Consider the following 25,386-nt stretch of genomic DNA (forward strand, 5'->3'; position numbering starts at 1 on the left):
TGAGCATGATGGAACAATTCAGACTTCCAACCATCTCAATGCCGAAGTTTCCACTTCCGCAGGCTATTCAAGAAGTTTTGAACGAGGCAGAGGAGAAGCTCGCTCATCGTCCTAAACTGCTACAACTGTTCAAGAACTGTTTCCCGAATACACTAGAGACAACGACCAAGCTCATGGATGACGGAACAACGTTCGTGATTACTGGGGATATCCCAGCTTCATGGCTTCGTGACTCTGTGGAGCAGGTCATGCACTACATCCCGTTTGCCAAGAACGATGCTGATCTTCAACGCATTATTAGTGGGTTAATCAAACGTCATATTCAATATATTCATATCGACCCATACGCGAATGCATTTAATGAGACGGCCAATGATTGGCATTGGAGTACGGCAGATATTACGGAAATGTCCCCGTGGGTATGGGAACGTAAATTCGAGATCGATTCTCTATGTTTCTCTATGCGTCTAGCTCATGCTTATTGGAAAGAAACGGGATTGACTGATATATTCGATGCCGGATTTAAGGCAGCTATGGTTAAGATATTCAACTTGTTTAAAACGGAGCAACGCCATTTTGAATTGTCACCTTACCGTTTTACACGTAATAACGGTATTCCAGAAGACTCGCTACGTAACGACGGAATGGGTATGCCTGTCAACTATACTGGCATGGTATGGTCTGGTTTCCGATCGAGTGATGATGCGTGTGACTTTCATTACAACATTCCAGGAAATATGTTCGCTGTTGTTACGTTGCGTCAGATGCAGGAATTCGCAGAATGGGTATTCCGTGATATTGGCTTGTTGGACGAGCTTAAAGCACTGGAAGAGGATATTGATCATGGGATCCAGCTGTATGGGATTTACCGTCATCCGACATTCGGACCAATCTATGCCTACGAAACCGATGGTTTCGGCAATTACTGCTTAATGGATGATGCCGGAACACCGGGACTTATGTCTATTCCTTATCTAGGTTATGTCACGGCAGACGATGAAATCTATCAGAATACGAGACGTTTTGCCTTAAGCAAAGAGAATCCATTTTATTATGAAGGTACAGCAGCTAAAGGTATCGGTAGTCCGCATACTCCGAAAGGATACATCTGGCATATGGCCTTGTCTATGCAAGGATTGACGGCTTCAACGAAGGAAGAGAAGCTAGAAATGATTGCAATGTTAGAGGCAACAGATGCGGATACTGGATTTATGCATGAAGGTTTCCATGTTGATGATCCGACTATTTTCACTAGAAAATGGTTCGCTTGGTCCAATAGTTTGTTCTCCCAGCTTGTCTACCAAGCGATGAAGGAGGGGCTTCTATGAGTAGACCTATCATCATATTCTACGATTCTGAATTTCCGATGTCTGGTTCAATACCTGATCATGCTCTTGAATCTATGCGTGGATACGGCACAATTGTGGATGGGGGTCACCTTGCAGAAGCACTTCGGGGAACTGAAGGTGGTTGTTTCATCAACCTGCATGCCCCGTATTTTCCGAAATCAGCATGGCCGGACATCCTTGATTATTTGAAAAGAGGCGCTGGGCTGATTAGCATCGGTGGCGCTCCTTTCAAACATCCCGTTCGTTGGGAAGGTGGACAATGGCATGTGGAAGTGGAGCAGACTTCTTATCATCAGGAGCTGTATATCCATGAGGCTCTACGTGTTGATTGTTCACGCATTGAATCGCTGATCGCATCCGATGTAATTCCTTTGCTTAAGGGTCAGGAATCCCTGTTCATGGCGAGTTCCGACACATGGAACCTTGTACCACATACGACGAAGACGAGCGATCTACCACATCAAATGGGTTCCTCGGGTCCGATGAGCACACGAATTTATCCGCTACTAAAGGGAATTGGACAAGATGGCAGGGAAATGGCTGCTCCAGTGGTACTGTGGGAGAATACGCTTGGTTTGTTTGGAGGTTCACGTTGGTTGTTCGTAAATGTCCCCGTGACGGCTTTCTTATGGGAACAAGAAGGTGTATCCGCGATATCCACATGGATTGAATTCTGCGCCAAGGGCGTTACAGAGATGTGGATTAAGCCCAATTACGGTTCCTATGAGTCAGGTGAACGAGCAATGCTGACGCTTCAAATCCAGCAGCTTGAACGGGTGAAGCTATCTTCGCAGAACGAAGAGGCATGGACGTTTACACTTACGGTCGAGCATGAAGAAGATGCGTCCCTGCGATGGGCCCAGAGTTTAGAAATGAAGTCCAATGCTGAACTGAATATGGTTCGTCTCCCTGTTCCTCTGGAAATTAGAAGCGGAATGTACCTGATTGAATGCCGAGCAGAAGCCGTGGATGGCGAAGTTCGCATATTACGTCAAGGGTTCTGGGGACATGCTCCCGAGCTACTGTCAGCAGGGGAACCGGTAACGAGTGGAAGAGATTATTTCATAAAGGACGGGCGTCCGCTTCCAGTCGTAGGTATGACCTATATGACAAGTGATGTAGCACGGAAATTTCTCTTCCTTCCGAACGTCGGCGTATGGGATCGTGATATGGCCCAGATGCGCAAGGCAGGGATTAACTGGATTCGAACGGGTATCTGGACGGCCTATCGTAATATGATGCAAGACGATGGTCATATCTCTGAAGACGTATTACGCGCCATTGATGCATTTATCATGACAGCGAAGAAGCACGATCTTCAAGTGACCTTTACATTCTTCTCTTTCACGCCGGAAACGTGGGGTGGGGTGAATCCTTACCTAGACCCACAAAGTGTGGAAGCCCAGAAACGATTCATTCGTTCTATTGTATCTCGCCATAAAGACACTTCGAATGTTGACTGGGATCTGATTAATGAACCGTCGATGTTTGATCCTGATCGTATTTTCTCAGATGGTCCGAGTTCATGTCATGACCGGTTTGAACAACAAGCTTTCATAGAGTGGCTCCAAGCGAGACATGGCGTAATTGAAGTGCTTCAGGAACGCTGGAACATGACACCAGCACAGCTCCCGAGCTTCGCTTCGGCAGAACTTCCAGAATCAAGAGAGATTAACTTCGATGTGCAGGATATGCACAATGCGAAGAGGGGAACACGCTGGCTGGATTACTGTTTGTTCTCTATGGATATGCACAACCGCTGGGTAAAACAGTTATCCGATACCATTAAGGAACAATGTCCGGGACATATGGTGACGGTTGGTCAGGATGAAGGGTTAGGGGCGCAACGTCCTTCGCCTTTCTTTTATGAAGAGGCAGTTGATTATACTACGGTACATTCCTGGTGGTTTAATGACTATCTGATGTGGGATGGCATCTTTGCCAAGACCCCGAATAAGCCAAACCTTATTCAGGAGACCGGTATCATGTACGTCGAAACGCCAGATGGACGGGCTAAACGTTCGGAGCATGAGCTACGTAGCCTACTGGAACGTAAGTACGCTTACGCCTTTGGGAGTGCTGGTGCTGGAGCTGTGCACTGGATATGGAACACGAATTTCTATATGGATAATGCAAATGAGTCCCACATCGGGGCGCTGAGAGCAGATGGAACGGAGAAGCCAGAGGCAAACGTATCTTATGATTTCGGTCAGTTTATAGAAAGTATCCGTGATGTGTTTGGTGATCGGAAGCTAGAAGAGATTGCAGCGGTGTTCCCTTATTCTAACGATTTCTCGAATCGTAAGTTGGCCTTTGCTGCTACAACGCAGCTTACCCGTATTCTTGCTTATGATCTCAAAATGCCTTTCCGAGGTGCTTCCGAATATCATCTGGATGACTTGGAAAAGAATCCAGTGAAACTTATTATGCTACCGAGCACGCATAACTTCGATGATATAGCGATGGAACAGCTGATTCGTATTGTTGAACAGACCGGAGCGGTGTTACTTGCCACTGGCCCACTTAACATAGATGCATACTGGCGACCATCAGAACGCCTAAGTGATATCCTTGGCAAGCACGAGCAACGAAATGTGCGCCGCGAAGAAGTGCTTGATCTGCAGGGCGAAGCGCTACCTGTCTCATTCGGTCACCGGCGCATTGCTGAGGTGATAAAGGAAGCACCCGTTCACGGTTCACAAGATAACTCCGTAGGAGATTCCGTCGTGAACATTCCACTGGGTAAAGGACGACTTATTTGGAGTCCGCTACCTATTGAACTGAGCGAGCGTAGCGACACGACAGCAGCTATATACCGCTATGCGATAGACGCTGCTGGTGTAGAGCGTGAGCTTGATTGGCTTAGTGGAGGCAACTTGCCTGGTGTTTACGGACGCAAGTTGAGCTTCAATACAGGTGCTCTCTTCACCTTCGTGTCGGAGTATGCTCTGGATGCGAAGATTGAGGTGAAGGACCCTGCAACCGGTAGAACCTACGCGTTTATGCTGGAACAAGAACGTTCTGTGCTGTTTGCAACGGATAAAGCCGGAGATCTGCTCGGCGTGTATCGCCCACTGGAAGTCGAGATCATCGTAACTTAAAAATCTCCATGTATATGCTAACTAACTGTGTATGGAGAATGTAATTCATATAAGGAGGTCTTCACTTTGGAAACAACACCAGGTAAATCGCGGACAGCACACATCATTTCCCATACCCACTGGGACCGGGAATGGTATCTGCCCTATGAGAAGCACCATGTGCGCCTCGTTCAGCTGGTTGATGCATTACTAGATAAGCTGGATGGAGATAGCGAATATAAGAGCTTTTACCTCGACGGACAAACCATAATTCTGGATGATTACCTCCAGGTACGCCCGGAAAATCAGGAGCGTCTGCAGAAATATATTACGGAAGGTCGCCTTCTCATTGGACCGTGGTACATTCTACAAGATGCATTCCTGACAAGCGGGGAAGCGAATGTACGTAATATGCAAATTGGTCATCAGGACTCGAAACGATACGGAGAACCATCGAAGATCGGCTATTTTCCAGATACATTCGGGCTTGTAGGTCAGACGCCGCAGTTAATGCAGCAATCCGGTATCACGAATGCCTTTTTTGGGCGAGGTGTGAAACCAACGGGATTTAATAATACCGTATCCGATGGAGGTTATGAGTCGTCTTTCTCCGAACTCATTTGGGAAGGGCCAGACGGATCCAAAGTGCTGGGAATTCTGTTTGCCAATTGGTATTCGAACGGAAATGAAGTACCTGTGGAGGAAGCTGAAGCGAAAGTGTTCTGGGAGCGGAAGCTTGAAGATGCGGAGAAATTTGCTTCTACAAGTGAGCTATTGTTCATGAACGGTTGCGATCATCAACCCGTCCAGTTGGATTTGCCAGAAGCGATCGAAACGGCAAGGAAGTTATATCCGGATATAACGTTTATTCATTCGAACTTTCCAGATTATCTTAAGGCAGTAGAGGGGGCAATGGATCGTAGTAACTTAACCTCTGTAAAGGGTGAGCTACGCAGCCAGCGGACAGACGGATGGGGTACCCTAGTAAACACGGCATCGGCTCGCGTCTATTTGAAACAGATGAATCAAGAAGGACAGGTTATGCTAGAGAAGTTGGCCGAGCCACTTGCTTCGTTCGCTCAAGTACTGGGCAAGGACTATCCGCATCATCTGTTCACTTATGCGTGGAAGACGCTGATGCAGAATCACCCACATGACAGTATTTGCGGTTGCAGTGTGGATGAAGTACATCGTGAAATGGTTACCCGCTTTGAGAAAAGCCGCCATGTAACGGAGACCATTGTAGATGATAGTAAGCAAGTGATCGCAGAAGCTGTGGATACATCCAATTTTGCTAAATATGGTGGAGACGTGCTTCCGTTTGTAGTCATGAACATGACGGGTTGGAGCCGCACGGGTACGGTGAGCATAGTACTTGACGCGGCGCGTCTGTACTTGAGAGAAGGTTTCTCTCTGGAAGAAACGGCCAACCGTATGAAGGAGGTTGACTTGAATGGTCGTGTACTTGTAGACGAACAAGGGAATATCTTGGCATACACGATGGAGGATTTGGGTCTTCAGTTTGGCTACGACTTGCCGGATGATATGTTCCGCCAGCCGTATATGTGTCGCCGAGTAAAACTTACATTCCAGTCAGCGGAAGTTCCTACGCTCGGTCTTCGCTCATACGCTTGGGTCCGTCGTACAGACGAATTGCCACTAGCGGTTAATTCCTTGATTCACGGAGATCGGGTATTAGAGAATGAGGCACTCAAGGTAGAGATCAAGGATGATGGTTCGTTTACATTATGTGATAAAAACATTGGCAAGACGTACAGAGATCTTGGTATGTACGAGAACACTGGCGATATCGGTAACGAGTACATGTACATGCAGCCAGTGGACGAACAGGCTTTGACGACAAAAGGTCTTAAGGCGAACATTACCATACTGGAAGATACACCTTACCGAGCTTCTGTGGAAATTAAGCATGACTGGGAGATTCCAGCTTCGGCAGATGAATTGCTTGACGATGAGCAGCGTGCACTGGTGTATTATCCTGAGCGTAAAGCACAGCGCAGCAGCCGTACCGTTATTATGAAACTTCGCACGGTAATCAGTATAGAGCTTGGCGGGAAGGGTCTTCACATCGAAACAACGATAGATAACCCTGCCAAGGACCACCGAGTTCGTGTGTTGTTTCCAACAGATATAAATAACACTGTGCATCATGTGGACTCTATGTTCGAAGTTCCTGAGCGAGATATCGAGCCAGCTACTGAGTGGTCTAATCCGAGTAATACGCAACATCAACAGGCCTTTGTCGATATCAGTGATGACAAAGCAGGCCTCACGGTCGCTAACTTTGGATTGAACGAATATGAAGTACTTCGGGATGGTCGTAACACGATTGCGATCACGCTGCTTCGTAGTGTGGGCGAACTCGGAGACTGGGGCTTGTTCCCTACACCGGAAGCGCAATGTCTCGGAAAACATACTGTACGTATGGAGCTTATCCCACACACCGGTAATGGTATGACTTCAGGTGCTTATGCAGAAGCGTACCAATTCCAAATTCCTTGGGTCGTATGTCAAACAGATATTCATGAAGGGGTCATTGCACCGGTATATACGCCATTTGAATGGGAGAACAAGGAACTTGCATTTTCCTCATTAAAAATGAACGAGGCGACTGGAGATATGCTTCTTCGGTGGTATAACATGAGTCAGGAGAAGACAGACCTGAGTTTAAGTTCGGCTATACCTCAGCACCACTTTTACAAAACGACGATATTGGAAGAGGAAAGTCAGCCAATCGCAAGCTCTGCGAACGGTAGTGTATCCTTACAAGTGGGTCCTTGTGAAATTGTAACGGTGGGTATTCGTAGATAGAAAGAGATTAAAATTGTCATTGTATGAGCGAGAATAAATAGGGGCTCAACCAAGTCATTGAAGATGAATTGGTTGAGCCCTTTTGGTATTTGTAATTCTAAAATCTATCTGAATAAAATGCTGAGTAGGTTAGACTTCGTTCCAGATTCGGTTTACGTTATTAAAGGCAATCTGGGTTCCTTTGCGGCATTCTTCCATGCCTTCGTATTCAATAGACATGTAATTGTCGTAACCGGATTGTTTCATGATACGCAGAATTTCATATAAATTGAGATCTCCTTGACCGGCGATTGCTCCGCGTAGGAATTCTCCTCCAGCACTATTGAACCAACCCTCGCCTGGGTTGCGGTAAGATGGACGAATGTAGAAGTCTTTAATATGCACCATCGATGCGTAATTAATATTATTCTTCACAGCGGATATTGGATTTTCATCCACACATACGAAGTTACCGACATCTAGGGTCGTCTTGAAATTCGGACGGTCTACCGCATGAATGAGAGCCTGTACACGGTCGCTGGCTTGTACGTAATAACCGTGATTCTCTACACTTGTCGTAATATCATATTGCTTAGCATGATCAGCAATGCGCTGGCAAGCATGAGCGATGCGGGCTAAATCTTCATTGAATCGAGCAATGGAAGTATCTTGGCGTGAAGCTACATCATGGCGCATTAGTTTTGCTCCAAGGCGATGGACACGATCTACTTCGCTAATGACACGTTGAATCTCCGCCTCATACGCTTCTTCTGTATCCGTGATGAAATTCGCTCCGATGGCATAATTGGAAATCGTGATGCCTACTTCTGTGGCTTTCTCGCGAATTTGATCTTCCAATTCGGGATTACTATCGAAATCAAATCCAATCGGAACGATTTCGATATGCTGAGCGCCAATGTCAGCTACCCAAGCAATAACGTCCTGAATAGACATGTTATCTGTGGCCATAGCTTGATATAAACTATAAGAACTAACTCCTAATTTCATGATGACTGCTCCTTTGTTAATATATTGGCCTTTAACCTCGATATGCTTGGATGAAAGAGACAGCTTTACGTATATCTTCTTCTGGATTCGTTCCGACTTCTCGTTCAATCGTTAAATAGCCGTTGTAACCAATTTCCTGAAGGGCTGCGAAGTAGGCTTTGAAATCAACTTTGCCTTCGCCAAGTGGAACTTCCTCAAAAGCAGCACCGGATGCAGCCATTTCAGCAATTTTGGCATGATCCATTGCACCGTAACCAAGATATCCATACACGTCTCTAGGGTCGACGGTACGTAGACGTTTGCCATCTTTGACATGTGTATGCACAATGTAGTCCTTCAGCGTCTTGACCCCTTCAACTGGATCATCACCAGTGACCATGACCATGTTGGCTGGATCGAAATTGACGGAGACCCCATTGGTATGCAGCGTATCTAGAAAATCTTTCAAATGAGCTGCTGGTTCAGGACCCGTCTCAATCGCGTAATAGGCATTCATGCTCTTCGCGTATATACCCAATTCGTCGCATGCACGTTGCATCGAGTCATAAATACGATCGTTCTTATCGTTAGGTACGATACCGATATGAGTGGTTACGATGGAACTGCCGAGTTCTACAGCCAAATCGAGAATACGTTTAGATTTTTCGATTTTGTCTGGGTTTACCTCGGCATCTTGGAATCCATGACCAGCCAAATCTCCGCAAAGCGCTGAAATTTCCAACCCTAGTCCATCGATATAACTTCGAAGTTCTCTGCGTTTAGCAGCGGTTAATGTAGCGGGGTCCATTTCGCCAGAAACGGCATAGATTTGTACGCCATCCGCACCTACTTCTGTTGCCTTTTTCAGTCCTTCAATAACACCTATACCAAAGCTATCTACAATGACACCGATTTTGTTGTTTAGGGTTAGATTCATCTCATTCTTACCTCCTGCGATTTAGAATTGAATTTCCCGGCCCTCAGCAGCCGATTGATATATGGCATTTAGTATTTTGATCATTTCTACGCCGTCTTCGACGGGACTGTTTGTTTCGATAATCCCTAAGCAACTGTCCACAAAATGATTGATCTCATTCTGGAAACTTCCTTGGAAATCGAATGCAGGTTGAGAGATTTGTGGTTCAATATTGATCATTGTATTGTGCTGTTCTGCCACGATCGATAATCTAGGCTCGACTTCGGCACCACCCTTCGTACCATACAGATTAATTTGGGCCGAATCTTGTTTGGCATGAAGTGAGAAGCTCACATCCACCAATAGGGAAGCGCCATTCTCGAAACGGACCAGTGCATTTGCCATGTCCTCTACGTCATTGCGTGTCGCGTCATAATCAGCGGCTTTATAGAAATCATAATTCTCTATATCTGAGCGGTTGCCGAGTTTGGAGTAAGTGTTACCACTGACTGATTTCACTTTCGGTTTGCCCATCAAGTACCAACATAAATCGATCACATGCACACCGATATCGATAAGAGGTCCTCCGCCCGAACGTTCTTTGTCAGCAAACCAGCCACCCGGATTACCGATACGGCGAATCATGCTGGCCTTGGCGAAGTAGAGTTCACCGAGATCGCCTGCATCGATAAATTTCTTTAATACAGAGATATTAGAAGCATGGCGACGGACATATCCGACCTGAAGCATCTTACCTGTTTCTCGTACAGCTTCTTCTATTCTTAGAGCTTCGTCCACAGTCTTACACAGTGGTTTCTCGCACAATACGTTCTTATCGGCTTCTAGTGCAGCGATACTTATCTCAGCATGTGAATTGTTCCATGTGCAGATGCTGACCGCATCTACTTCCGAGTTGGCAAGGAGTTCATGGTAATTCGTATATACATGAGGGATGTCAAATTTCTCGGCTGCTTTTCTAGCTCTTTCTTCGTTTAAATCGCAGACTGCCCATAGTTTCACTTTCGGGTTGGATTGATAGGCTAATAAGTGGGATTCGGAGATCGATCCACTTCCGATAAGACCAATTTTGATAATATCCATTATTTGCGGTTACATCCCTTCCGTTATCTGTACAATATTGTTATAATTAGCTCGTTGTTGTACATAGATATGTTCTATTTGTTCATCAAAGGTAAATTTAACATAGTTGTTTAAAGGGGAGAATGGTTGGAATGACAAAATATATGGATTATATGATCAGTAATCATCCTATCCGTGTATTTAATCCGATGGTAGATCCGAGTAAAAAGAGAATCAGATCACTAACTGTTGTAAATGCGGGACATTTACCTGCTAGAACACTTCAACGAATCGATGCCGATTTCAAATCTTGGGCTTTCGTGATGATTACGGGCGGAGGAGGTTATTATCAGGTGAACGGAGGCGAGAGACAGATCGTTGAAAAGGGAAGTTGGTTCTGTCTATACCCGGGCGCCGTCTTTAATTATGGTCCGCATAAGGATGGGTATTGGGATGAGTATTATTTCACCATGGAAGGAGCCAGAGTAGCAGAGTGGCTGGAGAATTGGCTTCTTGATCCTGATCTCGTCAAGCAAGCGGACATTGATGAACCGTATATTCATAAGATGGAATTGATGTTCATGCTCATTGATAGTGGTGTTCCGAGCAATCTAGATCGCGCCTCGATGATGCTTGAATCCTTCTTGTATGAACTTGTAGCTCAAGCGGATAAAAGTGAAGCCGGTAACCGAGGGAGCCAAGTTGTGAAAGTCATTGATGATATTTCCCGTTCTTTGCACTTATCACAAGAGCCTGCGGATATGGCGGCTAGGCATCACATTTCAGTGTCGACACTACGCAGAATCATTCATGAGTATACAGGATTTCCCTTAAATGAATTTCTTCACAGGCTCAAGGTCGCGGAAGCGAAGAATATCTTGCTCAACTCAGAGTTGACGGTTAAAGAAGTGGGTGAAGCGCTCGGTTATAAAGATACATTTTATTTCTCTCGGGTATTCAAACGTATAACGGGCCTTTCACCGAGGAACTACCGAGGGAGAGTCGGTCAGTAATGTTTTTTCTTCAATATTATGCAATCAATTTATAGTCAGACAGATGGAGGTAGAGCAATGAGAGTGTATTTTAAAGGATTGACGGCGAGCATGGCACAAGGTGTCGCTCAGTTGGCAGACATGTTGGGATTACAGATTGAGCATGGTGGCATGGTTATTGAGGTTATTCAGGAGGACGGTCCTCTGAGGGTTTCATGTAGCGGCGGTCAAGGAGTCATTCATTATCAGAATAAAATTCACTTCTATCGTGCGCTTGGGTTATTTATAGAACATGCCACAGTGGGTGATTCCTTTGAGATAGCAGAACAACCTAGATTCGATTTCAATGGGACGATGCTGGATGTATCTCGTAACGGGGTCATGCGTGTGAATACCATTAAGCAGTTTATTCGTTATATGGCAGTCATGGGTCTGAATGGGTTGATGATGTACACGGAGGATACTTACGAAATTGAAGAACTCCCGTATTTCGGATACATGCGTGGTCGTTACACAATGGAGGAACTGCGAGAGTTGGACGATTATGCCGATATGTTCGGAATTGAAATGATTGCTTGCATCCAGACGTTAGGTCACCTGCATCATGCGCTGAAATGGGACTATGCTGGACAAATGAAGGATCATCACGACATTCTCCTGCCTGGTGAGCCCAAAACTTATGAATTTATAGAGCAAATGATTACGACAGCGGCAAAGACATTTCGTTCGAAACGAATTCATATCGGAATGGACGAAGCGTTTCAGGTTGGACTTGGACGTTATTTGAGGGAGAACGGCTTTCGTGATCGCTTTGAGATTATGAACGAGCATGTGGGCAAGGTGCTTGCTATTACTACAAAGTATGGACTTCATCCGATGATCTGGAGCGACATGTATTTCAACTTACTTGCGAACGATTATCAAGGACAGTTATATAACATAAATGCCGATTTCTCTGATGATAATATGGATAAAATCCCTAAGGGTGTACAGTTTGTTTATTGGGATTACGGTAAAGGTGACGAAGCAGGTTACGAGAAAATTTATGACATGCATCTTAAGTTCGGGTCGCTCCCTATATTTGCAGGCGGGATTCATATGTGGAATTCCATAGCCCCGAATTACGGAAAAACATGGACAACGAGTCATCCGGCGCTGCGTGCAGCTAAGAACAAAGGGTTGAAAGAAGTGTTCTCCACCGCGTGGGGTGATAATGGTAACGAAACAAATCATTATGTCATTCTTGCTGGCTTGCAGCTATTTGCTGAGCATGGATATGGGGATGAGGTCGATGACGAACGTCTCGGACAGCGTCTAAAAGTTTGCACAGGTCTCGATTTATTTGATCCACTTGTTTCGCTTAAATATATGGATGAAATTCCGGGAGTCGATGAGGGGAATCACTGGATGGCCAATCCTTCGAAGTTCTTATTATGGCAGGATTTGATGACAGGATTGTTCGATGGGCATATCGATGAGGAGAGTGAGAAAGTGCTCCCTAAATACTATGCTGATCTGGAACAGAAATGGTGCACTTACAAGGAATCAATGCCTGCCCCGTTTGATAGTTTGTTCGAAACTTATGAGAAGCTTGCAGGCGTACTTGCCCTGAAATCTACATTAGGTATACGTATTAAACGGAGCTACGATGAAAGACAGAGGGATGAGCTTATGAATATTGTGACGATGGAACTTCCAGAGCTATATCGTCAAGTCGATGCATTGCGTGTTGCCCACCGACGTATGTGGATGATCACATACAAGGCTTTCGGTTGGGAAGTACTCGACATCCGGTATGGCGGCTTAATGGCTCGTATACAGTCAACAGGCGCTCGGATTATGGATTATGTGGAAGGTCAGGTAGAGGGATTGGAGGAGCTGGAAGTACAACGCCTAATCTTTGACCAGAACGGAATACCTAACGCACCACTGAATCTGAATGCGTCATATCAGGTGATCGTTACCGCGTCAGCATTGAATTAACACTAAACAATATTAATTAGATTTAGCATAATGATATGGAAGTCACTCATTGGGTTCTCGAGAAGACTCTAGTAATGATCTGAAGCAATGGGTCCATTTTTGCGGATACCCGTTGCTTCGGATTGTTGAGAGACAACTACCTTTTTTCCATGATGTTGATAGGAGTCGTAATCCCATGGGGAAAGTAAAAGTAATATCCATGAATGTGTAGCAGAAAATGTATACATCCATTACGTTCTCGTCCTATAAGTTTGTTTAACAAGATGATTGTGGTATTTTCGAAGCTATAAAGCTTGATTGGCTTTTTAACATACAATAACATCTCATCGGAGGTCATTATGGGACTATACGTTAAAGAAGCTGGAAATAAGAATGCTCCAATCCTTATATTTTTACATGGCGGGGGAGTCAGTGGCTGGATGTGGGACAAGCAGTTAGATTTTTTTAGTGATGATTACTATGTATTGATTCCTGATCTTCCTAGTCACGGTAAGAGTGGCAGCCAGCAATTTATTTCAATACATACAGTGGCCAAGGATATCATTAATATCATAGCTGAAAGAAAAAACGGTCAAGAGATTACGATTGTTGGATTTTCCCTCGGTGCTCAAATAGCTTTAGAGATTCTAAGTATGAAGGAGGATATCGTTGATCGGGCGATTATTGTGAGTGGGCTTGTAAAGCCTATGAAGGTTTTCAAATCCATTATGAAACCTATAACCCGGCTAATGATGCCGTTAGTTAAGAATAAATATTTTGCCAAGCTTCAAGCTAAAGTGTTATATATCGGTGAAGAATACTTTGATTTATATTACAATGATACTCAACAAATGAGCGTGGATGCGTTACTTAAGATCTTAGAAGAGAATATGTCTTATCAAATAGCAGATGGATTCATACATAGTACTGCAAGGATACTCGTGTTAGTCGGTGATAAAGAGAAATCAATCATGAAAAAGTCAGCTAGCGTTATTGCCCAAAGTAACAACAATTGCCAAGGATATATCCTGCCCAAAGTTGGACACGGCGTTTCTCTTGCTACCCCCAATTTATTCAATACAATAGTTGGAGCATGGATTAATGACAAAGAACTCCCGATGGAGATGAAGTCTATTAAATAATAGGTGAATGATAGTGGAGAAATAAAATACTGGACAAAGGAGGCATCTATATCATGATCATCATGATTAACGGAGCATTTGGATCAGGGAAGACTTCAGCAGCAAAGATGCTGCAACCCTTCATCCCGAATAGTATGATCTTCGATCCTGAGGAGATTGGATACATGGTTAGAAAGATAGCTCCAGAGGAGATAAGACTAGAAGAGGAACAAACAGATGATTTTCAAGATATAGAACTATGGAGAATCTTAACAGTTAACGCTGCAAGGGAAGTGAAACAAAAATATAACAAACATCTTATAGTTCCGATGACTATATATAAATCTATTAATTTCGATTACATATATAATGGATTCCAAGAAATTGACAAGGACCTATTCCATTTCTGTCTGGTTGCTTCTGAAGAGACAATTCAACAACGTTTAACAGCACGTGGGGATACGATAGGCGGATGGACATTTCAACAAATCCAGAAGTGTGTAGATGCCCTTAATGACAGAAGATTTGATGATCATATATATACCGATCACTTGGATACAGCGGAAGTTATTAAATTAATTTTAAATAAGATCACAGATAGATGAAATAATGATAGTCATTCATAAAAATGAAAAATGAATGGGGGCAACATCAAAGGGTGCAGAATAACAATCGGTTAGCCAAAGTATCTCTATACACTGGAATTATCTTGTTTCTGGCTACGTTTTTTTTGTTAGGCATATTTACATATGATAAGAAGGCAAATAGAGATATATTAATAGTTTACGATGAATACAGAGAAATAAAGAACCCACAAGATTATAAGGATCAATATGGAATAGATGATTATGATCAGTATAAATTTATTGTATTTGATCATCAGGATGAGAGATTTCAGATTCAGAGCTACCCAACGTATATTGTTGTTGATTCCAAATATGAAGAAGTGAAATTGGTTTCCAACGATATAAGAAAAGTAAATGAGTTTAATGAATAGTGAGAAGAAGATTTTTTTGAAAAAGGGAACTCAATGATTTGAATACGGATGCTTCTTATATTTACAAGTCGTGTAGGTGGACAAATTCATTTTTATGCAGGTCAAGTGTTTAACATCGGAGGACGAGGAGATTGTTTGATTTGGAAATTAATATTACACTACTTGATAAAAACCAGGACATTCCATACGAGTTGCTATTACTAGCAGATCCTTCGAAAAGTGTGATTGAAAGTTACATCCATAGAGGCATATGTTACTTGGCTTATCATGATAGTTACATTGTAGGGCAGTTTGTATTAATTCATACTCATCCACAAACCTTAGAGATAGTAAACATAGCGGTTAAGGAAGCATACCAGGGAAAAGGGATTGGAAGAAAACTCATAATAAAAGCTATTGAAGAAGCAAAACTATTAAAAGCAACATCAATTGAAATTGGAACAGGTAATTCAAGTATTCAACAATTAGGACTATATCAAAAGTGCGGATTTAGAATAACAGGAATAGATGTTGATTTTTTTATAAGGAACTATGAAGAAGAGATATTTGAAGATGGAATCCAGTGTAAGGATATGATAAGACTTAGGAGAGATTTGTAAACGCACACTTAAGGCGTATAGTGTGGATAAACCAATTTTAGAGGAAAAATATCACTGGATGCGTATAATTTCCGGTGTTTTGCTGCGAAAGTTTGTGAAACTTAAAAGTTTGGTTAGTAGCGATGGTTATATTTACCGATTGATTCACTATGGACACCGTTTTGATAGTGTTTATGTGTCATTTTACAAAGGGATTGGTGGGATTGCAGGAGCGATACTAGCAGGAGACAAAGACTTTACAAATCAATCAAAAGTATGGAAAAGACGGCACGGTGGAGATGTAATTAGCCTGTATCCTTATGTCCTGAGCTCCGAATATTATTTCAAACAGCGTGTACATAAAATGGGACAGTATTATGAAGAAGCCAAGGAATTAGCAGGGTTATATAATCAGTGTCATGGTGTCACGACTATGCCAGCAGAGCCTGTATCGAATATGTTTCACGTACACTTTGAAATGCCTCAAAGGCAGCTCGAGCCTATATTGATCCGGATTTATGAGTTAACAGGTATAGGTTTAATACAATTTCTAAGGGATACCAGTGAAACAAGCTGCTATTGTGAAGTGAACATTGGAGATCGTTATGCTAAAATACCCAAGGAAAAGGTAAAGATAGCATTTCAACGGCTAGCTGAGGAAATGAGAGTATAGCCGACTAAGATGGCCCCTTCACTTGAATAGAGGGACTACGATCTGCAGTGAATGGAAGAACCGGTTCTCTTTTGAGAACCGGTTCTTTTTTAAGTAGATGCAATAAGCACAAACATCGAATCGCACACGTACATTAACCTATAAATAGAACATACAACATGGGAGGAATCACGATGATCCTAATCTCGGGTAACGATAATGCAGAGTTAATAAGTACGTTACAGCTAACGAATTTAGAAAAGGATATTGTAAATAAAAAGAAAAATAGCCCAATCGTCTATCGTTATGATTCCCTAGAAGCATTAGAATTTGAGCTGCACATGAGAACGGAGATCGTGGAGGCAGCCAAAGCTTTGGATGCAAGTGAGGTAAGTTTTGCCACGTTCAAAAACTCCCGCTGCAATAACCAATTATGGTCACGCACAGCAAATGGGGGCTTCAGATTGAAGAATGGGATCTTACCTTCGGATGGCATCAATGATATTTTCAACAATGGACGTCTCTATGCCTTTGAATGTGCAACTGCAATGGTAATTGTTCTGTACAAAGCAACACTCAGCGCTATTCATAAGGACACATTTAATGCTTATTTTAAAAATTTGTACTTAAGAGATTGGGAATATGACAGCGACTTGCAGTTAAAGATGACAGAGCATAGGAATGAAGCTTTCCCTGGAGATATCATGTATTTCAAAAATCCAGACCATACTCCAGAATCGCCGGAATGGCAAGGAGAAAATAGCATTTTGCTAGCGGATAATTTATATTTTGGACATGGTATAGGGATACGAACGTCGGAAGAAATGATTGCATCCCTTAATAGCAAAAGAATTCCAAATAGCCAAACATCGGCCTATCTTTCGGATATCGTGCTATATCCTGATTTTGAATATCTGCGTAAACTATCTACAAGAGGAAATCTAGTCGTAACCCATACGTATATAGACAGTGCGATCGTTGCCAGAATAGGGACGCATATGTATATATGAATGAATACCAAAATATACTTTAGAAGGATCTCCACTAAAGGAAGTGAATGTCACGATGGAGCAAAACGCAGGTTTTTGGATCAGACTAGGTTCAATGTTGTTGGATGGAGTTATTGTAGGAATTGCAACGGCGGTTTTCTTGGGGATTACTCTTGGTGATGGAGACGCTAAAGAAAATGTGACAAAGCTCATCTCGTTCTTGTATTCCCTGACTTTACCAATATTCTGGAATGGATGTACGATTGGAAAACGCATATGTGGCATACGAATAAGAAAGATTGTCGATCTTTCGCCACCTAGCATTGGGACAATGCTTTTACGTAATGTTGTGGCTGGAATTGTATATGGATTGACTTTCGGCATAGGAGTAATTGTGAGTGTATTTATGGTTGCCCTAAGAGAGGATAAGCGGGCTCTTCATGATTTCATCGCGGGAACTGAAGTCGTAAGATCGTTTGAATAATATGACAATAAAATCACGTACACCATAGCTTAAATCATGTACCCTTTTCATTCGTAGCCCCTCCTTTAGAAGGATAGGGCTATTTTTTATTTTTTTGATCATTGTTAGCATTTCGAAGATTTAATTAATTTAAATATGAATGATCGAACATAGACTTTCATGAAATATTCTGAAAAGATTGAAACAATTATGAATTAATGTAAAAAAATGATTACTTTTATAATTTATTGTGCTATTATACCAATACAAACGTTTGCGCAAATGGAATATAACCCTTATTTACTATAATAAGGAATTATTCGGTGCCGCTGAAAGGTTTATAAGGAATAAAATGTATTTTACTAGAAACGCAATTGCTTTTTTATAAGGAGTTGGAGATATGAAAGCATTAGTATGGTCAGAAAGTAATATGTTGAAGCTAAGTCAAATGGATGAACCACAAATAAGTGTGCCTACAGAAATAAAAATAAAGATCCACCTTACAGGAATATGCGGTACTGATCTTGCTGTGATTACTGGAAAAGAGGAGGGAGTCTACGGTGTCACTCGTGGTCATGAGGCTGTGGGTACGGTTGTTGAAGTTGGTGAACAGGTTCAGAGTATTCGAATCGGTGATCGTGTGGTTATTGATCCTAACCAAAGTTGTGACCAATGCTACTTTTGCAATAAGAAACAGCCCCATCTTTGTGTAGGGAAGAATGGGATGGGAATGCCGATTGCAGGGTTGAATTTACAAGGGACCTTTGCTCAATATTTTGTGACAGAGCAACAATTCGTCTATCGAATTCCTGATTCGATGAGTTGGGAGACTGCCGTACTGATAGAGCCACTAGCCTGTGTACTCCATAACTTTCAAGAAGCAGATGTTCAGCAGGATGATTCTGTATTGGTCCTTGGCTCTGGGCCGATGGGTATTCTCTGTCAGTTAGTAAGCAAAAAGTTATCGGGATTTACTGTAGCAACGGAGATTAATCCTTACCGTCTTTTGTTTGCAGAGGGAATTGCTGATTATGCATATACTCCTGAGCAATTAGATGAAGCAAGGATTTCAAACCATATTTTAAAGCGGAAATTCGATGTTATCATCGACACGGTGGGAAATCAATTGGAATATGCGGAACGTTGGATTGAGCGGGGAGGAAGAATTATTCCATTCGGAATCAATGCTACCTATCAATTCACCTTTTCTCCAACAAAATATACGCAGAATGGCATAAAAATTATTGGGGCAGGCGAATATCGTTATATGTTTGAAAAAGCACTGCAATTTGCTGCTGAACTCCCTGAACTGGATTCTATCGTTACCAAAAAATATGAGCTGGATCAGCATGAGACAGCCATCCATGAATTATTAGGTTACAACTTGAATACGAAGGAACGTGTGGGTAACGAGACCTTGAAAACCGTCTTCATTCCATAAAATAATATATTCCATTAAGGAAGAAGTGGAGATTATGAGTGAATCTAAGCAACTGGAGAGAATCTTGCACTTTCTTTCATCCCCCAGTGAAAATGAAGTTCAAACATTTTGGATTCCTGCCCTTTGGAATCAATGTAGTTTCAAATCTATCATAGAAGAAAGCAATCAAGAGATTAAAGTTGATCCTCATTCGTTTTTAGCTGAGCATATTAAGTATATCTATGAGCTGTCCCGAAATTATAAGTTTAATGAGCAAACCGATTTAAATGATAGTGTTATATATTCTTCGCTCGTTCGTTATTCAACGGCATGGGATTACAATCACGACGGTGAAATCGAATCGGGAACATTTCTTCGCTTGATGATTCTACTGCCCCTTCTCAAGGAGATGGGCGTAAATATCCTATATTTGCTCCCTATTAATCAATATAGCAAATTGAACTTAAAAGGCGAGATTGGTTCCCCTTATGCGGTTCAAGATTTATTTAATCTCGACTCAAATTTACATGATTCTTTATTGGACGAGATGGATCATTTGACGATTCATGACGAGATGTCTGCCATGGTTGAAGCTTGTCATTTACTAGATATTAAAGTGGTTCTCGATTTCATCCCTAGAGTGACGGCGAAGAACAGTGTATTCATAGAAGAACATCCGGATTGGGTGTATTGGATTAAAGTGAGTGAACTGGAGGGCTTCGCTCCCCCTAAAATTCCAGAGCTTGGTTTGTTTGAAGAATGTACGCCTGACAAATTGGAAATAGTGTATCGCAGCAAGGAAACGGAGGAGTTTTTAAGCAAATTCTCACATCCTCCGAATGTTGTGAACCCAGATTTGTGGGAGGAACTGAAACAACGAACCGAGAAAACGGGCGAAGAGTTATTAACACTTGTGGAGCAGGAGATGGGAATCACGACATCCCCCGCACATTCCGATTGGATTAACGACGAGCAGCCAGTGTGGACAGATATCACATTCCTTCGTTTATATAAGGATGTCTCACCGCAAGTAACATCCTTTTTACAATCGGGTCAACCGCCGTACGTATTGTTTGATACGATCAAATGCAATTATTATCCGGCAGAGGAACCGAATCAAGAGTTGTGGGACATTCTTGAACAAGCTGTACGCTATAATCTAGAGAATTATGGCATTGATGGGTTTCGCATCGATATAGGCCATGTGTTACCTGTTCCATTGCTAGCGAATCTATTTCGGACGATTAAAGAAATACGGCCGGAGGCACTATTAATCAGTGAGGACTTGTTCAATCGTAATCATGAGAAGGCAGCTAAGACGGGATATAATATTATGTTGGGCAGCGGTTGGGACATCATGACCGATATCACTAGTGATAATCTGAACAACTATTTAAAGGAATTACCAGAATTAAAAATTCACGTATTTGCATGTGCAGAAACGGCGGATACGCCAAGAATTACAAGCCGGGGAGGCGTGAAGCTCGCGCGACTGATGGGCATATTTAATCACTTCTTGCCCAATGCCATTCCATATTTGACAACGGGATTTGAAATGAATGAAGAACAACCTTTGAATTGTGGTTTAGGTGATAACACCAATGGCGCAGTTATCCCGAGAGCTTTTTTTAATGAATTAAACATCAATTGGACGAACTCGAATCCCATGCTTCCGCTGTTAGCACAGTTGAACCAAAGTAAGAAACAATGGCTGCACTTACTTAAGCCGCAGAACTTTTTTATAAATGAGTCGGTAGATGATGTTGTGATTTATGGTTATAGCGATTGTCATGAAGTGCTACTTGGTTGCTTTAATCTGAATAGTGAACTAGCGGTGCAGTTGGAGTTAGATACCATTGTTCTTGGATTCACACAATTCGAAATACAAATTGATTCAGAGTTGGAATCGAAATGGCTTGGAAAGGTGGTGAATTACACAATATTACAACCGAGTCAGGCATTGATCATGTCATACAGAAAGGGAGAGAGATAAATATGATTCAAAAAGAGAAAGAAATCGTGATTTGGCACGAATTTGATGGTCCAGGAGATACATCTATTGAAGTGTTGGAGGAAATTTGCGCCTTGTATTCTGAACGCAATCATATCAAAGTGACGACTAAAGTCATGAGTCTTCACGAATTAACTCAAAAGGTTCGCGAAGTGGGAACAACAGGAGTTAGCCCTCATATGATCATGGTCCCTGAAGATATGGCTACGTATGCGGAAAAAGGATGTTATTCAGAGATGGATAGGAATCTTTTTAAAGATGTTTTATCCGAGGACATGCGCTCTACAATGCAGTATAACGGGGTTCAATACGGTGTACCCATTCTGACTGGTAATCACTTAGTGCTGTATTACAACAAAGAAATAATGGAGAAGGCGCCACAATCATGGGATGACATCGAACGCTTAGCAGACGCTTTGAAATCTAACAATATTATTCCGATCGGTGCTGACTTTAACCAATCATATTGGTTCATTCCGATTCTATCAGCTTTTGGAGGTTGGCCGATCAAGGATGACAAACCGAGTGTAGATACCAAGGAAATGAAGAACGCTATGCAGTTTGTTCGCAATAAGTTAGATGAGAATATAGTTGTAAGCCTTGACGCCTCAACCGAGCTTTTAGAGCAATTTATGGAAGGTAAGATTGGGGCCATTATTACAGGTGAATGGAATTATAACTATCTAAATCAACATATGGGAGAAAGGTTAGGGGTAGGAAGACTACCGGACATTCAAGGAAATCATTCGATTGCTATGACCTCTTCTATTGGTCTATTTTATCTTAATCATTCTTTGGAATCTGAGTATCGAGAGGATTTATTATCTTTTACAGCGTTTATGCTTAGTGAAGAATGCCAGTTAAAATGGGCCAATCAGGTACAGCGTATCCCAGCTAGTCAACGGGTATTGGAAAGTCTTTCGACGACTAGTTCTCCTAACAATAAAGAGATTCTATCGCTTATCCAATATAATCGTCCATTGCCAATCCATGACTCTATGTTTGCTCTTTGGATTGCACTGGATTATGGGCTCGATTTGTTAATTAAGGGTTATAGTATTCCTGATTCGATCAATCAGATAGTGGAGAAGCTGGGCCATCTTAATGTTGAGCCTGCAGAGAAAGTATCCACGTAGAGTAGATATACAATATAGAGAAGATAGGATAGAGAAGACATAGACAAGGGAGAGATAGATATGAAAATAACTGTATTCAGCCAAATATCGATAGACGGTAAATTAACTTTGGGTGCTGGTAATTCAAGTAAAGATTTATTTAGCTTATTAAATGAACAAGACATCGAATTCATCCATAAATTTCGCGGCAAAGTAGATGGGATTGTGGTTGGGAAAAACACCATTTTAACGGACAATCCTTTTCTAACGAATAGATACGAGATCAATAAGAACCCAGTTCGTATCATCCCGACATCAAGCATGGATATTCCCTTGGACAGCAACGTATTGACGGATGATGGGAGAACGATTGTCGTAACCACAGAGAACGGCAAGGATATGGAGAAGATTAAGCAAATACAGGAATTAGGTAAAGAATGCTTGATTTGCGGAACAGATTCAGTGGATTTCAAAGAACTATGTGTTCAATTAGAGAATAAATACGGTATAACAAGCTTGATGGTTGAAGGTGGCGGTTTTTTGAATTGGAAGGTCTTTGATAAGGATCTGGTTGACGAAATTGTTCTCATGCAGTTGCCCATCATTATCGGAGGAGGAACCAACGTCACCTTAGTTGATGGCGAGGGCTATGAAGAACTAACTACGACTAAGAAATTTAAAGTCGTTGAAATGCAACAACAAGAAAATTATACGCTGATGCGCTACTTAAAGGCAGTTTGATTATAGATATGGGAGACATTCGAAATGTTTAAATTAACAGGAGTTTACTCTGCTATTAAAGCGGTCATTTTTGATATGGATGGGGTATTAGTTGATAGCGAACCGATCTATTTTGAGATTGAAAAGAATAGCTTTGCCCATTTTGGCGTAAGGATCGAGGAAGCAGAACATCATTCTTATGTCGGTGTAACGATGGAGAGCATGTGGATACAAATAAAGGATAGGCATCGGCTTCAACCTTCAATAGAAGAATTACTTGCCTACCACCAAGACAATGTCATAGCGAGGATGTTGGATCATTCCAATTTGCAGATGATTTCTAATATAGAACGCTTGATCCTCTCGTTAATCGAACAACAGGTTCAGATCGCAGTTGCTTCATCTTCCTCTAGAGCTTTAATCGAGATTATACTTGCGAAGATTGGTTTGAATAATTATTTTCCGGTTATCGTAAGCGGGGAGGATGTGAACCGAGGAAAACCTGAACCTGATATATTCCTGCATGCTGCTGATATTCTAGACGTTATCCCCTCGTCGTGTTTGGTTATTGAAGATTCACATAACGGCGTCAAGGCAGCTAAGGCCGCAGGGATGTTATGTATCGGGTTTCTAAATGAAAATTCTGGTAAGCAAGATTTGTCCTCTGCGGACCAAACGATCCAAAGTTATGAGGAGTTATGGAAGAATTCTACCAGAGTAGATTAGTCATATATTAAATATGGAGCTGGAGTTGGTCACAAATGGATCCAGATAGAAAAAAAGACTTTTATAAAAATGTGTATAAAATAGCTATCCCTATTACTTTACAAAGCTTGATCATGTCGCTGTTGTTTTTAACCGATCAACTAATGGTGGGGCAGCTCGGGGATACTGCTATCGCTTCCGTAGGTATAGCTACTAAAATTTTTAGTGTTATCTCCGTAGTTCTGGCAGGTATATCAATGGGTGTATCGGTCTATGCGGCACAATTCTGGGGGAATAGGGATACAAAGAGTATTTCACAATTACTAGGGCTGGGTTTGTTCATTGGTTTGATCCTTTCGTTCTTGTTTACGCTACTTGTCTTCTTTAACCCGCAGTACATTGTGGGACTTTTTACTACTGATAAAAGTATTATAGACAATGGTTACATATTTCTACAACTTGTAGCGCTAAGTTATATTCCTACCATGCTTACCATGATGTATTCTTCTATTTTGCGAAGTACCGAGCATGTTAAATTTCCAATGTATGCTAGTGCAGTTACCGTTTGTATTAATGTTTTACTTAACTATTTGTTTATTTTTGGACACCTAGGTTTTCCTGCAATGGGTCTGAAAGGTTCGGCGATAGCTATGGTCATTTCACGTGTTATTGAGTGTATATTGATCATTGGGGCAGTATATAAATTTCGCTTACCGGGTTCAGTTGATTGGAGGAATCTCTTCGGAATCTCCAAACCGCTTACTGTTAAATTTTTCAGTACAACCTATCCCATCGTTTTGACTGAATTAGTATGGGTTCTCGGAGAAACGGTTTATGCTGTTATCTATAGTCGAATGGGTACTGTTGAAATGACTGCTATGACGATTACCTTTCCCTTACAAGGCTTAAGTGTTGGGTTATTATCTGGTTTGGCAAGTGCCGCAGGAGTTATGGTGGGCAATAAGTTGGGTGCAGGTGAAAAAGATGTTGCTATCGATTACGCGAAGAAATTCATACGCTTTGGAATCATAATTTCAATATCTTTAGGAGTCGTTATTGCACTTACCGCTCCACTATATGTGTCAGCATTCAATATCTCTAGTGAAGCCAATCAATTAGGAATTTATATTATTTGGGTATTTGCAGGCTTTTTATGGGTCAAAGTAGCGAATATGATTATAGCTGGCGGGATCTTGCAGAGTGGCGGGGACAGTAAGTTTGTGTTTGCAATGGAGTCGACAGCGACTTGGCTTATTGGGGTTCCTTCGGCTTTGTTATTATCCTTCGTATGGAAGCAACCTATCTTTTGGGTCTATTTAGTTCTCTCTTTGGAGGAGGTTGTTCGCTTCGGACTTGGTTTGACGCGGATCTATTCTAAAAAATGGGTTAAAAACTTAGTTGATGGGATAGCGGCTTAAGGAGTAAAAACGGCTTGAAT

Annotated in this window: 20 protein-coding genes and 1 pseudogene; 18 read left to right on the top strand and 3 right to left on the bottom strand. The window is 42.1% G+C overall.

Annotation, left to right across the window (positions count from 1 at the left end):
* The first annotated feature begins 8 nt into the window (after positions 1–8).
* The 3 genes from J2T13_RS15300 (at position 9) to J2T13_RS15310 (ending at position 7,261) form a co-directional block, all read left to right on the top strand.
* Positions 9–1,328: a glycoside hydrolase family 125 protein gene (locus tag J2T13_RS15300; RefSeq protein ID WP_429372895.1), complete on the top strand. Its 1,320-nt coding sequence runs from the start codon at positions 9–11 to the stop codon at positions 1,326–1,328.
* Entirely contained in the window at positions 1,325–4,450 is a 3,126-nt protein-coding gene (locus tag J2T13_RS15305) for a beta-galactosidase (protein ID WP_429372732.1), read from the top strand. Before J2T13_RS15300 ends, J2T13_RS15305 begins: the two co-directional genes overlap by 4 nt.
* A 66-nt stretch (positions 4,451–4,516) precedes the next feature.
* A complete protein-coding gene (locus tag J2T13_RS15310) occupies positions 4,517–7,261 on the top strand; it encodes an alpha-mannosidase (RefSeq protein ID WP_429372734.1) in 2,745 nt (914 codons plus the stop codon).
* Between the two features lie 129 nt (positions 7,262–7,390).
* Here the strand turns inward: J2T13_RS15310 and J2T13_RS15315 are convergent, their stop codons facing one another.
* Genes J2T13_RS15315 through J2T13_RS15325 form a run of 3 tightly spaced genes read right to left on the bottom strand, consistent with a single transcriptional unit; the run spans position 7,391 to position 10,244 of the window.
* On the bottom strand, positions 7,391–8,248 hold the full coding sequence (locus tag J2T13_RS15315) for a sugar phosphate isomerase/epimerase family protein (protein ID WP_429372736.1): 858 nt from the start codon (positions 8,246–8,248) through the stop codon (positions 7,391–7,393).
* A gap of 31 nt (positions 8,249–8,279) precedes the next feature.
* Entirely contained in the window at positions 8,280–9,164 is an 885-nt protein-coding gene (locus tag J2T13_RS15320; protein ID WP_429372738.1) for a sugar phosphate isomerase/epimerase family protein, read from the bottom strand.
* Positions 9,165–9,185: 21 nt separating this feature from the next.
* Complete coding sequence (locus J2T13_RS15325) at positions 9,186–10,244, bottom strand: Gfo/Idh/MocA family protein (protein ID WP_429372740.1); 1,059 nt, start codon at positions 10,242–10,244, stop codon at positions 9,186–9,188.
* A 131-nt stretch (positions 10,245–10,375) separates the two neighbouring features.
* Here J2T13_RS15325 and J2T13_RS15330 point away from each other — a divergent pair, with 131 nt between their 5' ends.
* The 15 genes and pseudogenes from J2T13_RS15330 (at position 10,376) to J2T13_RS15400 (ending at position 25,366) form a co-directional block, all read left to right on the top strand.
* Entirely contained in the window at positions 10,376–11,236 is an 861-nt protein-coding gene (locus tag J2T13_RS15330; protein WP_429372742.1) for an AraC family transcriptional regulator, read from the top strand.
* Positions 11,237–11,293: 57 nt separating this feature from the next.
* Complete coding sequence (locus J2T13_RS15335; protein ID WP_429372744.1) at positions 11,294–13,198, top strand: beta-N-acetylhexosaminidase; 1,905 nt, start codon at positions 11,294–11,296, stop codon at positions 13,196–13,198.
* A gap of 338 nt (positions 13,199–13,536) precedes the next feature.
* A complete protein-coding gene (locus tag J2T13_RS15340) occupies positions 13,537–14,319 on the top strand; it encodes an alpha/beta fold hydrolase (protein WP_429372746.1) in 783 nt (260 codons plus the stop codon).
* A 53-nt stretch (positions 14,320–14,372) separates the two neighbouring features.
* Positions 14,373–14,903, top strand: coding sequence for an AAA family ATPase (locus tag J2T13_RS15345; protein ID WP_429372748.1), 531 nt, complete (start codon positions 14,373–14,375; stop codon positions 14,901–14,903).
* 23 nt (positions 14,904–14,926) lie between these two features.
* Positions 14,927–15,295 (top strand): hypothetical protein, encoded by a 369-nt coding sequence (locus J2T13_RS15350; RefSeq protein WP_429372750.1) that lies wholly within the window; start codon positions 14,927–14,929, stop codon positions 15,293–15,295.
* 146 nt (positions 15,296–15,441) lie between these two features.
* Positions 15,442–15,894 carry a GNAT family N-acetyltransferase gene (locus J2T13_RS15355; protein WP_429372897.1) on the top strand — a complete coding sequence of 151 codons (453 nt, stop codon included), beginning with the start codon at positions 15,442–15,444 and terminating at the stop codon, positions 15,892–15,894.
* Between the two features lie 160 nt (positions 15,895–16,054).
* Positions 16,055–16,546: pseudogene (locus J2T13_RS15360) on the top strand (low specificity L-threonine aldolase); the annotation flags it as partial.
* Positions 16,547–16,719: 173 nt separating this feature from the next.
* On the top strand, positions 16,720–17,535 hold the full coding sequence (locus J2T13_RS15365) for a protein-glutamine gamma-glutamyltransferase (protein WP_429372752.1): 816 nt from the start codon (positions 16,720–16,722) through the stop codon (positions 17,533–17,535).
* 55 nt (positions 17,536–17,590) lie between these two features.
* Positions 17,591–17,998, top strand: coding sequence for an RDD family protein (locus J2T13_RS15370; RefSeq protein WP_429372754.1), 408 nt, complete (start codon positions 17,591–17,593; stop codon positions 17,996–17,998).
* Between the two features lie 379 nt (positions 17,999–18,377).
* Positions 18,378–19,418, top strand: coding sequence for a zinc-dependent alcohol dehydrogenase (locus J2T13_RS15375; RefSeq protein ID WP_429372756.1), 1,041 nt, complete (start codon positions 18,378–18,380; stop codon positions 19,416–19,418).
* Between the two features lie 34 nt (positions 19,419–19,452).
* Positions 19,453–21,390 carry an alpha-amylase gene (locus tag J2T13_RS15380; RefSeq protein ID WP_429372758.1) on the top strand — a complete coding sequence of 646 codons (1,938 nt, stop codon included), beginning with the start codon at positions 19,453–19,455 and terminating at the stop codon, positions 21,388–21,390.
* A 2-nt stretch (positions 21,391–21,392) separates the two neighbouring features.
* Positions 21,393–22,544, top strand: coding sequence for a sugar ABC transporter substrate-binding protein (locus J2T13_RS15385; protein ID WP_429372760.1), 1,152 nt, complete (start codon positions 21,393–21,395; stop codon positions 22,542–22,544).
* A gap of 60 nt (positions 22,545–22,604) precedes the next feature.
* On the top strand, positions 22,605–23,264 hold the full coding sequence (locus tag J2T13_RS15390; protein WP_429372762.1) for a dihydrofolate reductase family protein: 660 nt from the start codon (positions 22,605–22,607) through the stop codon (positions 23,262–23,264).
* Between the two features lie 24 nt (positions 23,265–23,288).
* Positions 23,289–23,969, top strand: a complete 681-nt coding sequence (locus tag J2T13_RS15395) for an HAD family hydrolase (RefSeq protein WP_429372764.1) — start codon at positions 23,289–23,291, stop codon at positions 23,967–23,969.
* Positions 23,970–24,004: 35 nt separating this feature from the next.
* Positions 24,005–25,366, top strand: a complete 1,362-nt coding sequence (locus tag J2T13_RS15400) for an MATE family efflux transporter (protein ID WP_429372766.1) — start codon at positions 24,005–24,007, stop codon at positions 25,364–25,366.
* Positions 25,367–25,386 lie beyond the last annotated feature (20 nt).

Origin of the sequence: Paenibacillus sp. DS2015 (genome assembly GCF_050433705.1) — a bacterium.
Lineage (GTDB): Bacteria > Bacillota > Bacilli > Paenibacillales > Paenibacillaceae > Paenibacillus_AQ.